Here is a 17,189-nt window from a genome sequence, read left to right as displayed (position 1 = left end):
TTGGCGCTGACGTCAGACAATTGACAGAAACTACACCTGACCAACTGGCCAGGGCGCTCAAATTCTGGAGCGGATTATGTAATCTCACAGCCGCAGCTGCGGCTCTGCAAGTGCGGCCTGTCCAAGTGAAGGCATTGATCAACTGTGGGCTGCTGCGATCCATCAAATTCGGAACCGCGTTACGGTATGTCTATCTGGAGGACCTGGACAGATTAACGGAAGCAGTATCTGAGCTGCCCAAGGTTGATAACAGCAAGGGGTACCTGCCCATCAGCCAGTATTGCAGGGAGAACGGAATCGGATTGGTGCGGATAATCCAGCTTTGGCAAAACGGAGAATTAGAGAAACTAGTGCGGTCCGGAGGCGGTGAAGGGCTGCGGTCCATCCACGTGCCTTGCAAAGAAGGTTCTGTCAGAACGCAACAAGATTTGTTAGGCGACCTGACACCGGCGGAGACCGCCAGATACCTTCAGATTGGAATCAGCTCTGTCCGGGCTCTGCGCAATGCAGGCATCCTAAAACAGATCGTACGGCAGAATCCGGACACCAACCACCACCACGCTGTCATAACACAAGACAGCATACGGGCATTTGAAACCCGTTACCTGACATTGGGCCAGATAGCTGAGGGAGCAAAGATAGCGCCAATTCACATGGCGCGAAAACTGGACCGTGCAGAAATCCCGGCAATTGAGGAAACTGCATGCTTTGTCCGGGTTTACCGGCGGGATTTACTTCCAGCAGAACTCAGCGGACGGCAAACTTGACCATCAGGTGCCCGATTTGCGGTGTGAAACACCGCCCGGTTAGCCATCCAAAGCAATGAGAGGCAAATCTATGGATATTCCAGAACAGTCAGAGACCGGCGACAGAGAACTCGCAGCAAATCCAGATAAGCAATTCGCTCTTCTCGAAGCAGCCTATGCATCAAAAGACGAGGAGGTCATCGACCAAACACTGTATCTGATCGTTGACGCAAGAAGACAACTCAAGCAGGGATTGCTTGATTGGATTGATAGTGAATGAGGTCACGACCCCTCCGACTACCTAAACGGAGAACCCCTTGGGTTCTTATCATCGGAGGGGAACCTTTGAGAAAAGTTTATGGGAAAGGACCTTATAGTCAACGGAAGACACCGAAAATGTGCGCAATCCCCTGCACTCCCATGGTGTTTCGCCCCCCAAACCGCCGACGGCATGAGCCCTATGCGGACCTTGATCGTTTCCCGGTCTTTTACGCGCGCGGCACGTCACGAACCGGTACTAAGCGGCCGTTGAAAGTCCGCCTGGCAAAGACGGTTGAGCCGGACGGAGCGGTCGTTGGTTATGCTGACAACAATGACGGCATTCCGACGCCCTTTTGATCCACCACTTATTGGAGATCCGGTTAGGCAAAACGGCTGGCTTGAAAAAGATTGAGTCAAGGCGTTGCATCATGACCTGTGTTCGGGAACGCCTGTCAGAGAATGAGTTCCAGAACCTCATCGCCATTCCCAGCGCGAACACCATTAGGTACCCATCCCAGATGCCGGTAGAAACCATAGGAACGGGCATTTGGATCGGCGGTGCATTCCAGGAAGATCCTCTTGAAGCCCCGCCCGCGCAAATCGTCTGTTACCAGTGAAATTAATGCTTTTCCGATGCCTTTGAACTCGTGGGAAGGTAAAAGAGCCAGCACCACAATCTCACCCGTCGTCTGGTCAGCAAAACAATACCCCACAACATCTTCATCAACTTCGCACACATGGCCTTTGAGCAGGCCGTTTTCGACATCTTTGCGCCAACTGGCTTCAGTTACACCCCTCTGGGCCAGTTCTGCTTCGGACACTGCATTTTCTCTTGTGCGCGCGCGAATGGCGATGCAGCGGCAGATGTCGCTTGGACGGGCGATGCGGAAATTATATGACACGAGAAACCTCCTTGCGGCTGGATCGCCTGCTGAACCGGCATATCGGGTTTTACCGCAGGCAGTAACAAAACCTTGGGATCTAAGGCTGTGCATCAATCAGACCGGGGCTAATGCATCCGGCTGCGCAAAGCCACGATGCTGATCGCAAGAAGACAGGCGGTGTGGAACAAGAGAAGGCCATCCAGATATGCCGCTTCGGACGGTCCGACCTCAAATTCAGGCGGCACATCCAAAACCCAGTTTCGAAACAGGGAATAGAGCAGGATCTGGCTGCACGCTGCGAAGATGAGGGCAACCATGCCCCATACCTTCTGCAACAGCAGGCCTGCAGCCACAGCCAAGTCCAGAGCAAGATAGACCACGTCGAGCACCTGCCATTTCAAGGGGGCCGCCCCCCAGTCAAAGCCGGTCCAACTGAGCATGTTGGCGACGTGGACAGCCGCTCCGTAACCGTAGAGAACAATGAAAGAAAAACGAAGGACAGGCGGTAGAACAGGAAGCGTTGCCATCAGTCAGCCCTCTGGCCCTGCCGGCTGGGCCGCGTCCATTTCATCGCAGGGTGTTTGCGAAGCGTGCACGCCAAAGATGTCAGCCAAGAGATTGCTGCCCGGATTGATGACAAAGCCCGTTTCCGCCGTGAGGCCCGACTGGATCAGGATGCCAGCAGACCGTTTTGCCGGATAATTGGCCACCTCTGACCCGTCGCTGACAATGTCCGTGCCGTTCAGGAGCGCGTTGACAATGTGCGGGTCCCGGATGTGCAGAACGATGGGAGTGTTGCGCGGCACGCCCGCCTGTAGCCCTGCAAAGTCGCCCGCAACCAGCCGCACCGGCATGCCGTAGCACTCACCATCAACCTGCAAAAGCGCGGTACCGCGCCCACCAATCCCGCGCAGCTGCAGCAGATTGGCAGACCTGGGCGTGGGAATGGTTATCACGGCACGGTCGCCGGCTGTTTGCTCTGCCGCTAGCGGTGCCGCTAAGGGCGCAACGGCCAGGGCAGCTGCAAGCGCGGTATATTTTGCTGCGTGTATGGATCTTGTAGTTGATTGGGTCATTGGTCGGTCATCCCTTGCTGCAGATCCGCCCCGGGGTTCCTGGGGCTGCAGCAGAAAGAGAACAAATGTCAGGCCGGCCGCGCCCGGTATCACGATGCCGAACGTGCGGAAACCGGTTTCAGAACGTCTGGCGCAACACCGCCTCCAGATTTCCTGTACTCGGATGGTGTTTTGCCGGTGATCCTGCGAAACTCCGTGTTGAAGCTGGACTTGCTGGTGAACCCGGCCTCAAGCATGATGTCCGTCACGGGGAGGTCAGAGCGCTTCAGCAAGCCGACCGCGTGCTGCACCCGCAATCCATTGATATAGCGCGAGATGTTTTCGCCGGTCACTCTGTTGACCGCCGAGGAGACGGATCGCGCAGGTACGCCCAATCGCCGGCCGAGGCGGGCGACAGTTATCTCAGAATCCCGGTAAAGGCTTGTCTCCGCCATCATTTCCGTCAGGCGCGCAAACACCTTGAGATCTTCGTCCTGAGGCTCGGACGAGACCTTCGCATCATCTTCCGGCTGCCGGCCTGCGCCAATGGCAAACGCAAGGCCTGCGGCGACACCCAGGCATATTGTTGCAACAACAGCAACGGCGGCATCGGACAAAAGCCTCATCGCGCGCGCCTCACCAGCGGCTAGGCCGGTGCCTAGGACAGTAGAATCGATCAAAAGCACAAGCAGCAGGAACGCCATGCTGCCCCAAAGGGAAATCCTGAGCGCGGGAAACGCCTGAGGCGGGACATGGACATATCTCTCGGCCGGTAACCGCAGCAGGCCGAAGAGAAGCATGACATAAACCGAGTTAACAAGGATCACCGCAGCTGAGGCGGACCACGCAAAGGGAAGCGCCGTGATCACCCAGGCGAGGCAAACAATGCCAATGCCCCGTCTCATTGTATCCCAGGATGGCATGCCATCCTGGGTGGTCAGCGCGTGAAAACCGGCCCAGAAAGCCGGGGCGGTCACCGCTGCCAGATAGGGCTGCAACACGAGGAAGGCTGGGTCGTTGAACTGAAACCGGACGCCGACGAAGACGGCGACAACAGCGATCGAGATCAGCGCGACACCGAAGCTCACCCGCGCAAACAACGGCATGCGCACCTGCCGGAACACGATGGCGGCAATCAAGAGCGCAAAAATCGAGATAAGCCAGGCTACTGGTATGGACGTCATGTATTCAGCTCAAAAATCAGGCGCGGCATCACTTCACCTAGGGGGCTTGCTAGGTCCCTGGACTTGCCGCCAGCTTCCATCGGAACACTAGCCGCTGTTTGGCCTGTTGACTATGGAGCGACATGCGTTGACGTACTGGATCACGTTTCCGCACTTCTTCGCCGCCATTCTGGGTCGATCAAACCCTAGGAACCGGTCGTTTATTCATACCGCGGCATCAGTCACTGTGGGCTCTTCGGTCCGACTGCGCCTGACGCGGCGTACGGCAGGAGCGAGCCCAAAGCGGCCGTTTGCGGTCTCATTACATCGTGCAGGTGCGGCAGGTAGATATCGGCGTTAAACGGTTGTATAAGGCAAGTCTACCCGAAGACATCTATAGAAACAGGGACCGCACCAACGCAATGTGGCGCAGTCCCTGCAAATAGGATGAGGCAGGCGGAACCAGCCGCCATCACACTTACGCTCATCGACACCGCGGTCTCAATAAATTGAGAAGTGTATCGTTTGTAGAACCGTACGTGCTTCGTTGCTTTACTGTCATCACAAGCCTTGGTCTTCTCTTCGCAAGTCTCTTTACTATTGTTCATCATTATCTCTCCTCCAATTGATTTTCCGAGTAGACTCAGAAACGTTAGAAAATTGATGCTGATGAGCAGTGTGATGGCTGCAATTGGAATCGAACCCGCAACTCCCCCGAAGGTCTATGTCAACCTTTTCCTATAAGGACGTGCAGCGCTTGGCAAGGTGTAAGGAAACTAGTCAGAGATTTTGCTTCTTCTTTCTCGTTCGGAAGATATCAAGTTGCATCCTACCCCATACCGCCGATCGCGTAGATCCCAGGGCTGGGCGGGGACATCAGCAAAAACGGGCTGCCAACTGGTCAGCAGAGGATCCCGGGATGAGCCCTTTGCGGCCGTCCGCCCCCTGGTATCCTCTCGCATGTGCGGCATGTCGCGAAGTGGTGCTGTGCGGCCGTTCCATGACCGGCACCCGAAGCACAGCAGAGCGGGACCTTGCTGCCGTTCGCTGCAGGCGCAGCAAGAACGGCCTAGGGCAGTCGCACTGCGCAGATAGCGCCCTTTGCAAACTCGGCCGTTTGACGCAGCCAGCCGAGGTTTTCTGCTGCGGCGCGGCCCGCCGTTTCGGTCGTTCGCTGCAACTGCGAGGTTATGCAGCCGGTGAGCTCACACAGTGCGGGACTTTGCTGCCGTTGCCCTTCCTGGTGTTTGCTGACGCAGCATTCGCTCGCGGGTGCGGCGTGGTTTTCGCTGTGAAGCAGCATGTGTCGCCAAACCGGCCGTTGAAAGTCAGTCCGAGGGGCCAAATTCAATCCACCCTTCCGCCGCAACGTGGATCGACCAAGGAGGAGCGGGACAAAGCACCCGCTGCAGCCGCTCGGGGCAACGACGGCAATCAACCCAAAGCAACTTAACCCCTGAGTTGTGCGGGCGAGTAGCTAGTGCCTTCTGCAATAGCCCTATTTCTGTCCTGAGAATCGGCAAGCGGCCATTCGGAGATAGTTACACGCTGCAGTTCGTAACGGATGCCGCGTTGTGGATAGCCAGGCGCAGGAATGGTACCCGCACAAAGTTTGCCGCATTTCCGGTTACGTCGGCAGTAATTTGAAGTTCTGCTTGGAAATTTGCTGTCTTGAATGCGGGTCACAAGCCGGAGCGCAGAAGACGCCCCGGCTGGCATTGTTATTCACCCGGAACAGCTTGCAGCTCGGGTTCGTCATGGTGGTGGTGCTCTTTCACCGGACGCATGAAGAGGTTGGCAAAGAAGGCCACCGCCAACAACGCCGCCATGCAATACATGGTTGTATTGTAGAGGCTCGGCGTCGGATCCACGGTGCCGGCCGGTGCGACTTCCATCAGCTTGGCGATGGTCACGGTCTTGGCTGCCACCAGCTGGTCAAGCTGCGCAACGGGCGCGCCGAATTTCGCGGCAAAGGCGGCTGGGTCCACCTTGGCGGCCAGGTCCTGCACCGCATTAGTTACCGACATTTGCCGCAGCGAGGTGATAGCCAGCGGCCCGAGCACGCCCGCGGTTGACCAGGCAGTCAGCAGGCGGCCGTGGATGCCGCCGACATGCATGGTGCCGAACATGTCGGCCAGATAGGCCGGGATCGTGGCAAAGCCGCCGCCGTACATCGAGAAGATCAGCATCGTGGCCAGGTAGAAGCCCATCAGGTAGACCAGAGACGGATTGGCCGCGGTGGCAGAGGCGAAATAGGGGATCGACAGGTAGAGCGCAGTGCCCAGCACGAAGAAGCACATGTAGGTTGCCTTGCGCCCGATGTAGTCCGAGGCAGACGCCCAGAAGAACCGCCCGACCATGTTGAAGACCGAAATCATCAGCACATAGGTCGAGGCGAAAGCGGCGGTTGCCACCAGCGGCATCACCGAGCCGAAAATCTCGGACATCATCGTCTTGGCGACACCGATCACGCCGATGCCTGCGGTGACGTTGAAGCACAGCATCACCCACAGCTGCCAGAACTGCGGCGTCTTCAGCGCCTGGTCGATATGCACGTCGTTCTGCGTCACCAGCCCCGAGGCGGCAGGCTTCGGCTCCCAGCCCTCAGGCTTCCAGTCCTTGGCCGGAACCCGGTACTGGAAGGCGGCCAGGATCATCACGACGAAGTATACGACGCCCAGGGTCATGAATGTCTGCGCTGCGCCGGTATTGCCGGTGCCCACCGCATAGGCGCCGGCCTCGCCGCCGAACTCGGCAGCCTGCGCCGCGCTGGCGATCACCACCTCGATTTTGCCCTGTGCGGTTTCGGCAAAGACCCGGCCGTTTTCGACCACGGTCTGCACCGCATCCCTGGCGCCCAGATAGGTGGGCGCGGTTTCATAGAAATCCAGCAGCCAGCCCTTAACCGGTGCGGCGATCATCGCTCCGCCGCCGAAACCCATGATGGCCATGCCCGTTGCCATGCCGCGCCGGTCGGGAAACCAGCGGATCAGCGTTGAAACCGGCGAGACATAGCCCAGTCCCAGCCCGCAGCCGCCAAGCACGCCGTAACCGAGATAGACCAGCCACAGCTGATGACTGGAAATGCCGAACGAGCCGACAATGAAGCCGCCGCCCCACAGCAGCGCTGCCACAACGCCCACCATGCGCGGGCCGACTTCCTCCAGCCATTTGCCGGCAAATGCGGCGGCCAGCCCGAGGAAGACGATGGCGACCGAAAAGATCCAGACAACAGAGCCGAGGCTCCAGTCATCGGCGCTGGAGGCCACCACCCCCAGCTCGCGTGTGAGCGGCGGGTTGAACACCGACCAGGCATAAACCGAGCCGATGCAGAGGTGGATGGCGATGGATGCTGGCGGAACCCGCCAGCGGTTGAAGCCGGGTTTGGCGGTGATGTGGTCCTTGTGCAGAAAGCTCAGCCCGCCGGATGATGGCGTACTCATGTGGTGTCCTCCCTAGTGCTGTTCCGGCGGCTGCAACCTCCTATTGCGGCCGCCCCGAATGGCCCGCGGCAATGTGCCGTAGCTTGACAAAGGCGGAGAGATGACCCAGCTGTCAAATAAATAATTTAGCAATAACAATGTCTTATCGTGACATTTTGTCTACCCTGCCAGGCCTCTGCAGACGGTTGCGGGACATTCTGTCCGCACCGGGGAGCCGGGGCCTGCGATTTCGCGCCAATTTGTCCGGATCAGGCGGCAGCGGGCGAGGGCAGAAAAATTTCGAACCGGCTGCCCTGCCCGGGTTCTGACTGCACGGTGATGCGGCCGCCGGCGCGACTCACCAGCTGATGGCTGATCGACAATCCCAGCCCGGTTCCCTGCGCCTGCTTGGTGGTGAAGAACGGGTCGAAGATGCGGTTCAGCAGGTCCGCCGGGATGCCGGTCCCGGTATCCTCTGCGGTCAGCAGCACCCCACCGGCGGCATCCTCGGCGGTCAGGGTGAGCCGGCCGCCGCCGGGCATCGCCTGCACCGCATTCAGGACGAGATTGACGATCACCTGCTGCAATTCCGTGCGCGACATCCGGACCTGGCCGGTACTGGCCAGATGCGCCTCTGCTTCGATCCCGGTGGCCTCGATCTGATGGCGGGTCAGAACCAGGCAGTCGGCCACCACCTCGGCCGGGGAAATCAGCCCGGAAGCGCCGGAGTATTCCTCGGGCCGGGCGAATTGAAGCAGCTTGGAGACGATCACGCCGATGCGGTAGACCTGATCGTCGATCAGCCGGAATTCCTCCTCGACCGGCTCCGCATGGCTGCCCAGCACCGTCCGGGCCAGGTCCAGGTTGCCCTGGATCACCGCCACCGGGTTGTTGATCTCATGCGCGACGGAGGCGGTGATTTCGCCGACCGCCGCGAGTTTCTCCGAGACGATCAGCCGTTCGGTGGTCCGCTCCAGCCGCCGGTTTGCCTCGCGCAGATCCGCGGTGCGCTCCTCGACCTTGGCCTCCAGGCTTTCCCCCCAGCCGCGTAATTGCCGGTCGCGCTCCTGCACCTGGTCCAGCAGGCTGTCCAGATGCGCCGCCACGCGGGCAATCTCGCCGCCGTCCTGCTGCGGCTGGTTGCGGGCGGCCAGATCCCCCTGTTCGACCCGGGCGATGGTCTGGGTCATGCCCTCAAGCGGGCGGAAGATGCGGCCGGCCCAACGCAGGAAAATCGGCACCGACATCGCCGCGATCAGCAGGAAGGCCCCGCCGAGCGTCAGCACCGTGCTGCGCTTGGCCTGGCGGAACGGGGTTTCCAGAAAGCCGACATAAAGCATTCCGGCCCGGTTGCCGCGGCTGTCCAGGATCGGCTCATAGGCGGAGATGTACCAGTCGTTCACAACGAAAGCCCGATCCAGCCAGACATCACCGTGCCCCAGCACCTGGCCGCGCACCTCGGCCGAGACCCGGGTGCCGAGCGCACGCACGTTTTCGAACAGCCGCACATTGGTGGAGATCCGCACGTCCTCCAGAAACAGCGTGGCGGTGCCCTGGCTGCCCTCCGGCAGGCTTTGCTCGCGGTAGACCAGCGCGTTGATGGTGTCGATGAAGTCCAGGTTGCGGTTCAGCAGGCGCCCGCCCACCAGAACCGCCTTCTGGCCGTCCGGCAGGACCACCGGGGCCGCGGAGTGGATGATCATGCCGCGGGTCTCGGCGGTACGGTCCGTGGGCACAGCCGCTTCGGTCTCCACCAGCGGGATGGCCGCGCGGGCGGCAAGACCGGGGGCCAGCGTGTCAAGCTGGGCAGCGTGCAGAATGTCGACTGCGCTCTGCCACTGCCCCTGCAGCGCGCCGCGGATGACAGGCCAGTCAGCGGGCGTAAAACCGGCCCGGCCATCGGGTCCTGCGAGATAGAGGAAATCGAGACCGAGCCGGGCCTGTTCCTGGGCCAGGAAACCGGCGGAACGGCCCGCCGCAAGCGCGCTGCGGAACCGGACCGATTGCGCCACCGCATCCAGCAGCTCGCCCGAGGTGGCGGTCAGCCTGGCCAGATACTGGTCGGCGATGGTCAGGTCACCGTTCACCTTGCTGATCAAAAGGCCGTCGGTCTTTTCCGACCAGCGCCAGGTGGCAATGCCCAGCAGCAGCGGCATCAGCACCAGCATCGGCAGCAGTGCGATCAGCAGCAGCCGGACCCGGACCGACCGCATGAGCGAACGCAGCCTGCGCACGGCTCAGAGCCCCCAGGCCGCGCATTTGCGGTCAATGGTCTTGCGCGAGACACCCAGCCGCCGCGCCGCTTCGCTGCGGTTGCCGCCGGCCGCTTCCAGCGCGTGCAGGATTTCGCGGCGCTCGACCTCCTCCAGCGGCAGGATGTCGGCAGCGGGACGGGCCGGGGCCAGCGTGTCCAGGGAAAAGCAGCCGAAGATCAAGGAGCGTTCAACGAAGTTCCGCAGCTCGCGAATGTTGCCCGGCCAGTCATGGCGCAGCAGGGCGGATTTGACGCTGGCGGACAGCTCCAGCGGCGGCAGCTGCAGCTGGGCAGCGATTTCGGACAGGAATAGCCCGGCAAGCTCAACGATATCGGTGCCGCGTTCCCGCAAAGGCGGCATTACCACTTCGATCACATTGATGCGGAACAGCAGGTCCTCGCGGAAAGTGCCCGCCGCCACCGCTTCGTCCAGCGCGCGGCTGGAACTCATCACGAAGCGGACATCGAGCTGCACCGTCCGCTCGGTGCCGATTGGCCGGATGCGTCCATCCTCCAGCACCCTCAGCAGCGCGGTTTGTGCCGAAGGGCTGAGTTCGCCGATTTCATCGAGGAATACGGAGCCTCCCTGCGCCGAGGCCAATAGGCCTTCGCGCCCGGCCGGCGCACCGGGGAAGGCGCCGGGCGCATGGCCGAACAGCTCGTATTCAATCACGTCCGCCGGAATGGCGCCGCATTGCACCGGCACGAAAGGCGCTCCGGCGCGGCTGGAGCGCGCGTGCAGGTGGCGTGCGGCAACCTCCTTGCCGGTGCCGGAGGCGCCGGTGATCAGCACCGGAGTCGAGACCTGGGCCACCCGGTCCAGCAAGGCGCGCACCTGGCCAACTGCAGGCGACGCCCCGACCAGCTCGCGGCGGCGGCGGCGGCCAGGGCCAGCGGTTTCCAGCTCCCGCCGCAGCAGCATGTTCTCGCGCTTCAGCCGCGCCGTCTCGATGCAGCGGCGCAGGGCATTTAGGATCTGGTTGGAGCGGAAAGGCTTCAGAACGAAATCCGACGCCCCGGCCCGCAGCGCGTCGATTGCCGTCTGCAGATCGGCATAGGCGGTAATCAGGATGGTATCGGTGAAGCCGCCTTCACGCCGCTGCTCCTCCAGCCAGTCCAGGCCTTTCTGGCCAGGCATGATGTTGTCGAGGATCATCACATCATATTGCCGGGTATTGAGCAGGGCGGTTGCGGCTCCGGTGTCTTCGGCTTCATCCACCAACTGGCATAGAGGGCGCAGTGTTTTCGCTAGGAAATTACGCATTCCTGGCTCATCGTCCACGATGAGAATACTTGCTTGCCCGAGCGGGTCGGCCAGCCTTGCCATATCTGTATTTGTCATACCTGCCGCTTTTCTGTGTGGGCGGTATTGGACTATTGTCGCTTTCCGGCGCATTGTCGAGAGAACAGGGCCTTGCTCACTGCAGGGCGCTGTGTTCTGAAAGCTGTAGCTTGAGTGAACTGGCAATATCCCGGTTATCGTTCAGCAGCGGGCGGCATACTGTGACCCGCCGCGGGATTGAGCCGGTTAGGAGATCAGTAAACGATCTATCCGTCTTCAGGTGCGCTGGGGCGGTTACAGCATCAACGCCGAACCGCGGTCAGGATACCGGCGGGCGAAAGAAATACCGTGCTTTGAAGGCGACTAGCCAGGCTTGTCCATCCAAGGAAATCTGCGAGCCCAACCAGGCGAATGCTGCAAAACGCACAATTGTCTTAAACGACCTGAGAAGCTGCCATCAAACGATGGCTCCTGACGCGCCGCGAGGGATGACAGAACACCGAAAATTCGCCGGCAGGGGCGGTAGCGACCGGGATTCCCTATTCATTCATTACCAGCGCCGATTGCTGACCTGTCATCCTGCGGACCTCAGACACAGCCTCGGCAAGTGCCGGGCCAACCTCGTCAGAGATGCGCTTATCAGTAAGCTGCTTTGAGGTCGAGCTTGCCAGAAAAGCCACCGGCTCCCCCAAGTCAGACGGACGGTATGGCACAGCGGCGGCGTTGATGGTCTCGGAAAACCGGTTTCCCCCCCGCACTTGAGTGTAGCCGTCAGCCAGGATCTCGTCGTGCGCGGCAAGTCTGATTGCCGCGAATTCCGCCAGCAACTCTTCTGGCTCATCGCCTTGGCTTTCAAGAAAACGGGCAAATTCCTCATCGTTGAGCGCCCCGAGATACGCTTTGCCGCTGGAAGACGTATGCAGCGGCATCCGGTAGCCGACATCCAGCCAGATCGCAGATGAATTCACTGGCCGCCAGGCCCTGGTCAGCAGCATCCGCTGGTCATCTTTGATGCTGATCGCTGTCAAAGTGCCGGTTGCATCTGCCAGCCGCTGCATCACCGGTGAAGCAATCTCGACAAAGGCAAAGGAAGCGGCCGCGATGTTCCCCAATGCAAGCGCCGCCGGGCCGAGGCGGTATTTGTCGTGCCGCCGCCCATGGGTCAGGTATCCAAGCGCGCACAAGGTGAAGGTAAGCCTGGACACCGTCGGCCGCGGAATGCCGGTGCGCTCTGAGATTTCGAGATTGCCCAGGCCGTCATCCGTCGGGCGGAATGCCCGCAGAATTGTAAGACCCCGCGCCAGTGTGTTTGCAAATCTCTTGTCCGAGGAATCGGCTGGCATGGTGTTTCCTGTATCTATGCGGGCGTCAGGCCTGCACGGGGTATTCACTGTTCGCTCATCCTCAATACTACTGAACCGCATTTGACAGCACCAGAGAGATTGACGGGAAAGCCACCAGCAAAAGCAGCACAATCACGTCGATGCTGAGGAACCGCCAGATGCCGGAAAAAACCATGCCGACAGGAGCCTCTCTCCCGACGACATTTGAAAGGACAAAAACGTTCAGCCCCACCGGCGGCGTAATCAGGCCGATCTCCAGCAATTTCACTACGACGACACCGAACCAGATCAAGTTCAGCCCGTAGGATTCCACCAGCGGCACCACCAGCGGCAAGGTCAGAACCATGATCCCGATCGGATCCAGAAACATGCCCAGCACCAGATAGACCACGCAGATGGCAAACAGCAGCGTCGCGGTCGAGAATTCAGCCTGCGAAACCCAATCCACCAGCGCCGGGGCCATGCCCGTCAGCGCGATGGCCGCAACGAATATCTTGGCACCCGCCGCTACAAAGAAGATCGCGGCAGTTTGAACACAGGTTTCCCGGACCGCCTGCCAGATGCCTGCAAGATCAAGCTGCCGCTGCACCAGGCCGATCAGCACAGTCAGCACAACGCTCACTGCCGCCGCCGCGGTGGCGGTAAAGTACCCGCCGTAAATCCCGATCACGATCACCGCAAAGATCACGGCTGCGGGCCATGCTCTTCGGAACGCTGTCAGCTTGTCGGCAAAGCTGGCAGCTTCGCCGCGGGCTGGTACCGCCGCCGGGTCCGCCCTGATCCACATCGCAATGACCAGGACAAAACCCGCCAGCGTCAGCAGCCCCGGCAGAATGCCGGCAATGAACAGTTTGTTCACCGAGGTCTCGGTGAAGATCGCATAGATGATGAACAGAATGCTCGGGGGGATCAGAGAGCCGAGTGTACCTCCGGCAGCGACGCTGGCGGTTGCCAGCCTTGGGTCATAGCCAAGGCGCAGCATTTCAGGCGTGCAGATTTTGCCCATGGTCGACGCACAGGCCAGGCTGGAGCCGGTAATGGCGGAAAACCCGCCGCAGCCCATCACCGATGCCACCGCAATGCCGCCGCGCAGGCGCAGCAGCCAGACCTTGGCTGCGTCATAAACCGCTGTGGTGATCCCGGCGCGATAGGCAATGTTTCCCAGCGCGATGAACAGCGGGATCATCGACAGATCGAAGGAGTGCAGCAGATCGAACGAGTTGTTGAAGACTAGCGACGAGGTCGCCCGGAATGCACGTTCCGGCATGAAGGTGCCAGTGCGGAACGCAAAGATTGTAAAGGCCGCCAGCGTCGCCACGCCGATCAGGGCAAAGGCAATCGGCACACGAATGGCCAGAAGCACAAGCATAACGGCAAAGGCCACAAGGCCGATCAGGGCAGGATCCACGGACAGTCTCCTCGGCAGGTCTGTTGAATGTCAGATGGGTGTCAGGTTTTGCGCAGCGCGATCTCGCCGCCGCGCAGCAAGGTCAGCGCATCGCCAGCAGCCATCGCCGCAAGCCGCAGCCATCCCAGCGCAATCCCGATGGTAAAGGCCAGCCGTCCCGGCCATTGCGGCAGGTTCAGATCGCCGTAAAACACGCTACCGGTCTGCCACTGATGCAGGAATTCGCGGCCACCCGAATACAGGATCGGCGTCAGCGCCAGCAGGCCGAACAGGGTGCCGAACACTGCCAGCCATCCCGACACGCGCGGCGGCAGCAGATTGGTCAGAAACTCCACCGCGATATGCGCCCGCTGCGCGGTTGCGGCGGCCAAGGGCATCACAATCGCCAGAACCATCAGCTCGCGCACGATGACAATGGTGTCCGGCACTGAGCTGTTGAACAGATTCAGCGCCACGACATCGGCAAATATCAGCAGCGCCAGCAGGATGATGGCCGCAGCCGATACATCAACAAATACCCGCTCAAGCCTGTGCAGCATCACGTCCTCCCTCGGAATTGCCAGGCGGCCCTACAGCCGCCGCCCGGTCTCTGCTTCGCCCTGATCAGTTGCTTCGCGTCCAGGGGTACCCTTCGGCTTCGAACTCGGCGGTGAATTCAGCCACCGCGGCGGTGTAGGTTGCCATCAGCTGGTCGGCATCCAAACCGACGCTGCGGGCATTTTCCATCCAGTCGGCAATAAAGGGTTCCGCGGCAGCATTCAGCGCAGCCTTGTCTGCCTCGCTCAGCTCGATGACCTCAATCTTGCGGGTGGTCTCGCCTGCGGTCATCGCCTTCATCGCCTTGCTGTTGGCACTGTTCACGATCTTGGCGAACTGATCCGCCAGTTCCTCGCCCGCTTGCATCAGAACTTCTTGCTGGCCAGCCTCCAGGCTGTCAAAGACCTGCTTGTTCATGAACATGCCATAGCCGCCGATCTGCCCCCAATTCAGGACAGTATAGCTATCGATCACCTCGTCCCATTTCAGCGAGGGAACGATGTAGTCATAGCCCTGGCTGCAGTCGATCAGCCCGGTATCCAGACCCTGGTAGGCCTCATAGACCGACAGGTTCACACGGGTTGCGCCCATTTCGCCGAAAACCTTGCCGTAGACGCCCGCGCCGCGGACCTTCTTGCCCTTGATGTCCTCAACCGAACGGATCGGCTCTCCGGCGCAGGCAACATTGACAGCCGAGGCCGTGAACGTGCCGATATAGATCAGGTTCTGGCGGGCCAGATGCTCGGTGATCTGGGGTTCTGAGCGCATCAGATGGTCGGCTGCACGCATGGCGACCCAGGCATTCGGACCGCCGATGGGGAAGTCAGCCAGCGAGTAGGCCGCCATTTCCTTCTGGAAATAGGCCGCAATGATCGAACCGGCATCCGCCACCCCGTCACTGATCCCCTGTACCGCAGCGCTTGCCTTGAACAGCGCGCCGCCCCATTGGACGTCCAGCCGCAGATCGCCTTCCGACAGCTCGCCGATACGGCTGTTGTACCATTTCAGCGCGGCAGGAACCGTGCCCCGGTCGGGGCCGCTGTGGCCGTAGTAAATCACGGTCTCCGCAGATACTGCCGTTGCACCAAGACCGGCCGCAATGGTCAGCCCTCCCAGAATATTCTTGATCATTCCCATGACTGGCATCTCCTCCTCGAAAGCCATTCGTTAGTTTTACTATGTGGAATTTTAAGGCGCTGTCCAGAATTTTATTTCACATACTGGAATTTCTTGATGCGGTCTGCATTTGGCTCGCAGCAGAACAAGAAAACCTCTTCTGCCCTTGTGCAGGCCAAGCAGTTGACGCAACAGATCACACGCTTTCAGCCAGCTCGCTTGCAAAGGTTTCGATCAGTTTCGCTTTCAGGATTTTGCCTGTCGGCGCGGCAGGCAGGGCCGCGGCCACGATAATGCGTGCCGGCCGTTTGTAGGGCGCAAGCCGGTCATGCAGAAAGGATTTCAGCTCCGCTTCTTTCACGCTGCTGCCGGTGGCGGCGCTGACAAAGGCCAGAACCTCCTCGTTGCCTTCAACGGCACGGCCCACCACGCTTGCCACCATCACATCGGGATGCTCGGTCAGCGCCGCCTCGATCTCCACCGGATAGACATTGAAGCCGGACCTGATGATCAGTTCCTTGGTGCGTCCGGCAATATGCAGCCGCCCTTCATCGTCAAAACGGCCAAGGTCGCCGGTGCGGAAAAACCCGTCCTCTGTCAGCGCTGCAGCTGTTTGCACCGGATCACGGAAATAGCCCTTCATGATCTGCGGACCACCCACAAGGATCTCGCCGATACCTGCTTCCCGGGTGGCGCCCGGCGCGTCCAGATCCAGCTCAAGGATGCAATCGCCCATCGGCAGTCCGACGCTGATGTCAGGGTCGCCGAATGCGTTGCGGGTTGCACAAACACCGGCTGTGCCTTCAGTTAGCCCGTAGCCGTTTTGCAGCGGCAGGCCATAGAAGGCCTCCGCCTCGCGTTTCCAGGCCGGATCCAGGGGCGCACCGCCCGAGGAGACAAACCGCAGTTTGCCCGCATCATAGCGCGGCTTTCCGTGCGCGCGGGCATAGTTGAACAGATGCGCATGCATCTGCGGCACCGCGGGCAGCAGGGTCACATTCTCCTGCAATGCCTGGTACAGACGCTCTGCCGAGAATTGCGCCTCCATCCGCATCGCCGATTGCGCCAAGGTGACGGACAGCATGGTGACCAGCCCGAAAATATGGCTGAGCGGCAGCGCCAGATAGGTCACATCCGACGTTTGAATGCCCCTCACCTCGGCTGAGGCCGCCGCCCCTGCAAGAAGATTGGCATGAGTCAGCATCGCGGCCTTTGGGGTGCCGGTTGTGCCCGAGGTATAAAGCAGAAGGGCGGTTTGTTCGCGCCCGTCCTCTGACACCGGTTCCGGCACGGCGCCAGCGCGCGGCATCAGGGCCGCCGCGCCAAAGACACCCTGCACGTCCCGGGCGCCGTAGTGATCCGCATGGGCCCGGGCCGCCGCGGATGCGGCAGCCGTGAACAGGACGGCACTGGGATCGGAATGTTCAAAGATTCGGTCCAGCTCAGCTGTGGTGAGCCGGGCATTGATGGCAACCGCGGATGCGTCCAACAGGCTGGCGCCATAGAAGAATGCGATCACCTCGACGCAGTTCTCAAACACCAGAACCACCCGGTCGCCGGGCCGCACGCCTGCGGACTTCAGCTGCTCCGCCGCGGCATGTGCCGCTTGGGACATCTCCTGCCAGGTGAGGCGGCGGCCATCCTGATCCATCAGCGCCAAAGCATCGGGGCGGGTTTCAGCAGCGGCCTGCAGCAGCCCGTGTACGCGGTTATGCATG

14 protein-coding genes are annotated in these 17,189 nt (G+C 60.6%); 2 read left to right on the top strand and 12 right to left on the bottom strand.

Going from position 1 to position 17,189, the window contains the following annotated elements; translation table 11 throughout:
* Together RA21_RS22925 and RA21_RS19510 are read left to right on the top strand one after the other, a co-directional pair.
* Window positions 1-767, top strand: a 767-nt coding sequence (locus RA21_RS22925) for a hypothetical protein (RefSeq protein ID WP_193748096.1), incomplete at its 5' end; no start/stop codon positions are given.
* Between the two features lie 70 nt (window positions 768-837).
* A complete protein-coding gene (locus tag RA21_RS19510; RefSeq protein ID WP_152610595.1) occupies window positions 838-1,026 on the top strand; it encodes a hypothetical protein in 189 nt (62 codons plus the stop codon).
* Between the two features lie 433 nt (window positions 1,027-1,459).
* Here the strand turns inward: RA21_RS19510 and RA21_RS22430 are convergent, their stop codons facing one another.
* The 12 genes from RA21_RS22430 to RA21_RS19450 form a co-directional block, all read right to left on the bottom strand.
* On the bottom strand, window positions 1,460-2,002 hold the full coding sequence (locus RA21_RS22430; RefSeq protein ID WP_082009009.1) for a GNAT family N-acetyltransferase: 543 nt from the start codon (window positions 2,000-2,002) through the stop codon (window positions 1,460-1,462).
* A 14-nt stretch (window positions 2,003-2,016) separates the two neighbouring features.
* A complete protein-coding gene (locus RA21_RS19500; protein ID WP_152610594.1) occupies window positions 2,017-2,418 on the bottom strand; it encodes a hypothetical protein in 402 nt (133 codons plus the stop codon).
* 3 nt (window positions 2,419-2,421) lie between these two features.
* Window positions 2,422-2,847 (bottom strand): hypothetical protein, encoded by a 426-nt coding sequence (locus RA21_RS19495; protein WP_152610593.1) that lies wholly within the window; start codon window positions 2,845-2,847, stop codon window positions 2,422-2,424.
* Between the two features lie 209 nt (window positions 2,848-3,056).
* Window positions 3,057-4,130 (bottom strand): AraC family transcriptional regulator, encoded by a 1,074-nt coding sequence (locus tag RA21_RS22125; RefSeq protein ID WP_052257721.1) that lies wholly within the window; start codon window positions 4,128-4,130, stop codon window positions 3,057-3,059.
* 1,700 nt (window positions 4,131-5,830) lie between these two features.
* A complete protein-coding gene (locus tag RA21_RS19485; protein ID WP_019295354.1) occupies window positions 5,831-7,552 on the bottom strand; it encodes an OFA family MFS transporter in 1,722 nt (573 codons plus the stop codon).
* Window positions 7,553-7,800: 248 nt separating this feature from the next.
* Window positions 7,801-9,744, bottom strand: coding sequence for a sensor histidine kinase (locus tag RA21_RS19480; protein WP_039151940.1), 1,944 nt, complete (start codon window positions 9,742-9,744; stop codon window positions 7,801-7,803).
* A gap of 24 nt (window positions 9,745-9,768) precedes the next feature.
* Window positions 9,769-11,127, bottom strand: a complete 1,359-nt coding sequence (locus RA21_RS19475) for a sigma-54-dependent transcriptional regulator (protein ID WP_029204736.1) — start codon at window positions 11,125-11,127, stop codon at window positions 9,769-9,771.
* A 479-nt stretch (window positions 11,128-11,606) separates the two neighbouring features.
* Window positions 11,607-12,410, bottom strand: coding sequence for an IclR family transcriptional regulator (locus RA21_RS19470; protein WP_019295357.1), 804 nt, complete (start codon window positions 12,408-12,410; stop codon window positions 11,607-11,609).
* A 67-nt stretch (window positions 12,411-12,477) separates the two neighbouring features.
* Entirely contained in the window at window positions 12,478-13,818 is a 1,341-nt protein-coding gene (locus RA21_RS19465) for a TRAP transporter large permease (RefSeq protein WP_019295358.1), read from the bottom strand.
* Between the two features lie 41 nt (window positions 13,819-13,859).
* Window positions 13,860-14,357: a TRAP transporter small permease gene (locus tag RA21_RS19460; protein ID WP_019295359.1), complete on the bottom strand. Its 498-nt coding sequence runs from the start codon at window positions 14,355-14,357 to the stop codon at window positions 13,860-13,862.
* A gap of 64 nt (window positions 14,358-14,421) precedes the next feature.
* Window positions 14,422-15,492, bottom strand: a complete 1,071-nt coding sequence (locus RA21_RS19455) for a C4-dicarboxylate TRAP transporter substrate-binding protein (protein ID WP_019295360.1) — start codon at window positions 15,490-15,492, stop codon at window positions 14,422-14,424.
* Window positions 15,493-15,667: 175 nt separating this feature from the next.
* Window positions 15,668-17,188, bottom strand: a complete 1,521-nt coding sequence (locus RA21_RS19450; protein ID WP_019295361.1) for a class I adenylate-forming enzyme family protein — start codon at window positions 17,186-17,188, stop codon at window positions 15,668-15,670.
* Window position 17,189 lies beyond the last annotated feature (1 nt).

The sequence above is a fragment of the Leisingera sp. ANG-DT genome, from assembly GCF_000813785.1.
In the GTDB taxonomy this organism is placed as follows: Bacteria; Pseudomonadota; Alphaproteobacteria; order Rhodobacterales; family Rhodobacteraceae; genus Leisingera.
This window is presented reverse-complemented; position numbering and strand designations above follow the sequence as displayed.

Bases quoted from the DNA above. Each gene is read 5' to 3' on its own strand.
- RA21_RS19510 (WP_152610595.1), top strand. From the start codon at position 838: ATGGATATTCCAGAACAGTCAGAGACCGGCGACAGAGAACTCGCAGCA.
- RA21_RS22430 (WP_082009009.1), bottom strand. From the start codon at position 2,002: ATGCACAGCCTTAGATCCCAAGGTTTTGTTACTGCCTGCGGTAAAACC.
- RA21_RS19500 (WP_152610594.1), bottom strand. From the start codon at position 2,418: ATGGCAACGCTTCCTGTTCTACCGCCTGTCCTTCGTTTTTCTTTCATT.
- RA21_RS22125 (WP_052257721.1), bottom strand. From the start codon at position 4,130: ATGACGTCCATACCAGTAGCCTGGCTTATCTCGATTTTTGCGCTCTTG.
- RA21_RS19485 (WP_019295354.1), bottom strand. From the start codon at position 7,552: ATGAGTACGCCATCATCCGGCGGGCTGAGCTTTCTGCACAAGGACCAC.
- RA21_RS19480 (WP_039151940.1), bottom strand. From the start codon at position 9,744: ATGCGGTCGGTCCGGGTCCGGCTGCTGCTGATCGCACTGCTGCCGATG.
- RA21_RS19475 (WP_029204736.1), bottom strand. From the start codon at position 11,127: ATGACAAATACAGATATGGCAAGGCTGGCCGACCCGCTCGGGCAAGCA.
- RA21_RS19470 (WP_019295357.1), bottom strand. From the start codon at position 12,410: ATGCCAGCCGATTCCTCGGACAAGAGATTTGCAAACACACTGGCGCGG.
- RA21_RS19460 (WP_019295359.1), bottom strand. From the start codon at position 14,357: ATGCTGCACAGGCTTGAGCGGGTATTTGTTGATGTATCGGCTGCGGCC.
- RA21_RS19455 (WP_019295360.1), bottom strand. From the start codon at position 15,492: ATGGGAATGATCAAGAATATTCTGGGAGGGCTGACCATTGCGGCCGGT.
- RA21_RS19450 (WP_019295361.1), bottom strand. From the start codon at position 17,188: ATGCATAACCGCGTACACGGGCTGCTGCAGGCCGCTGCTGAAACCCGC.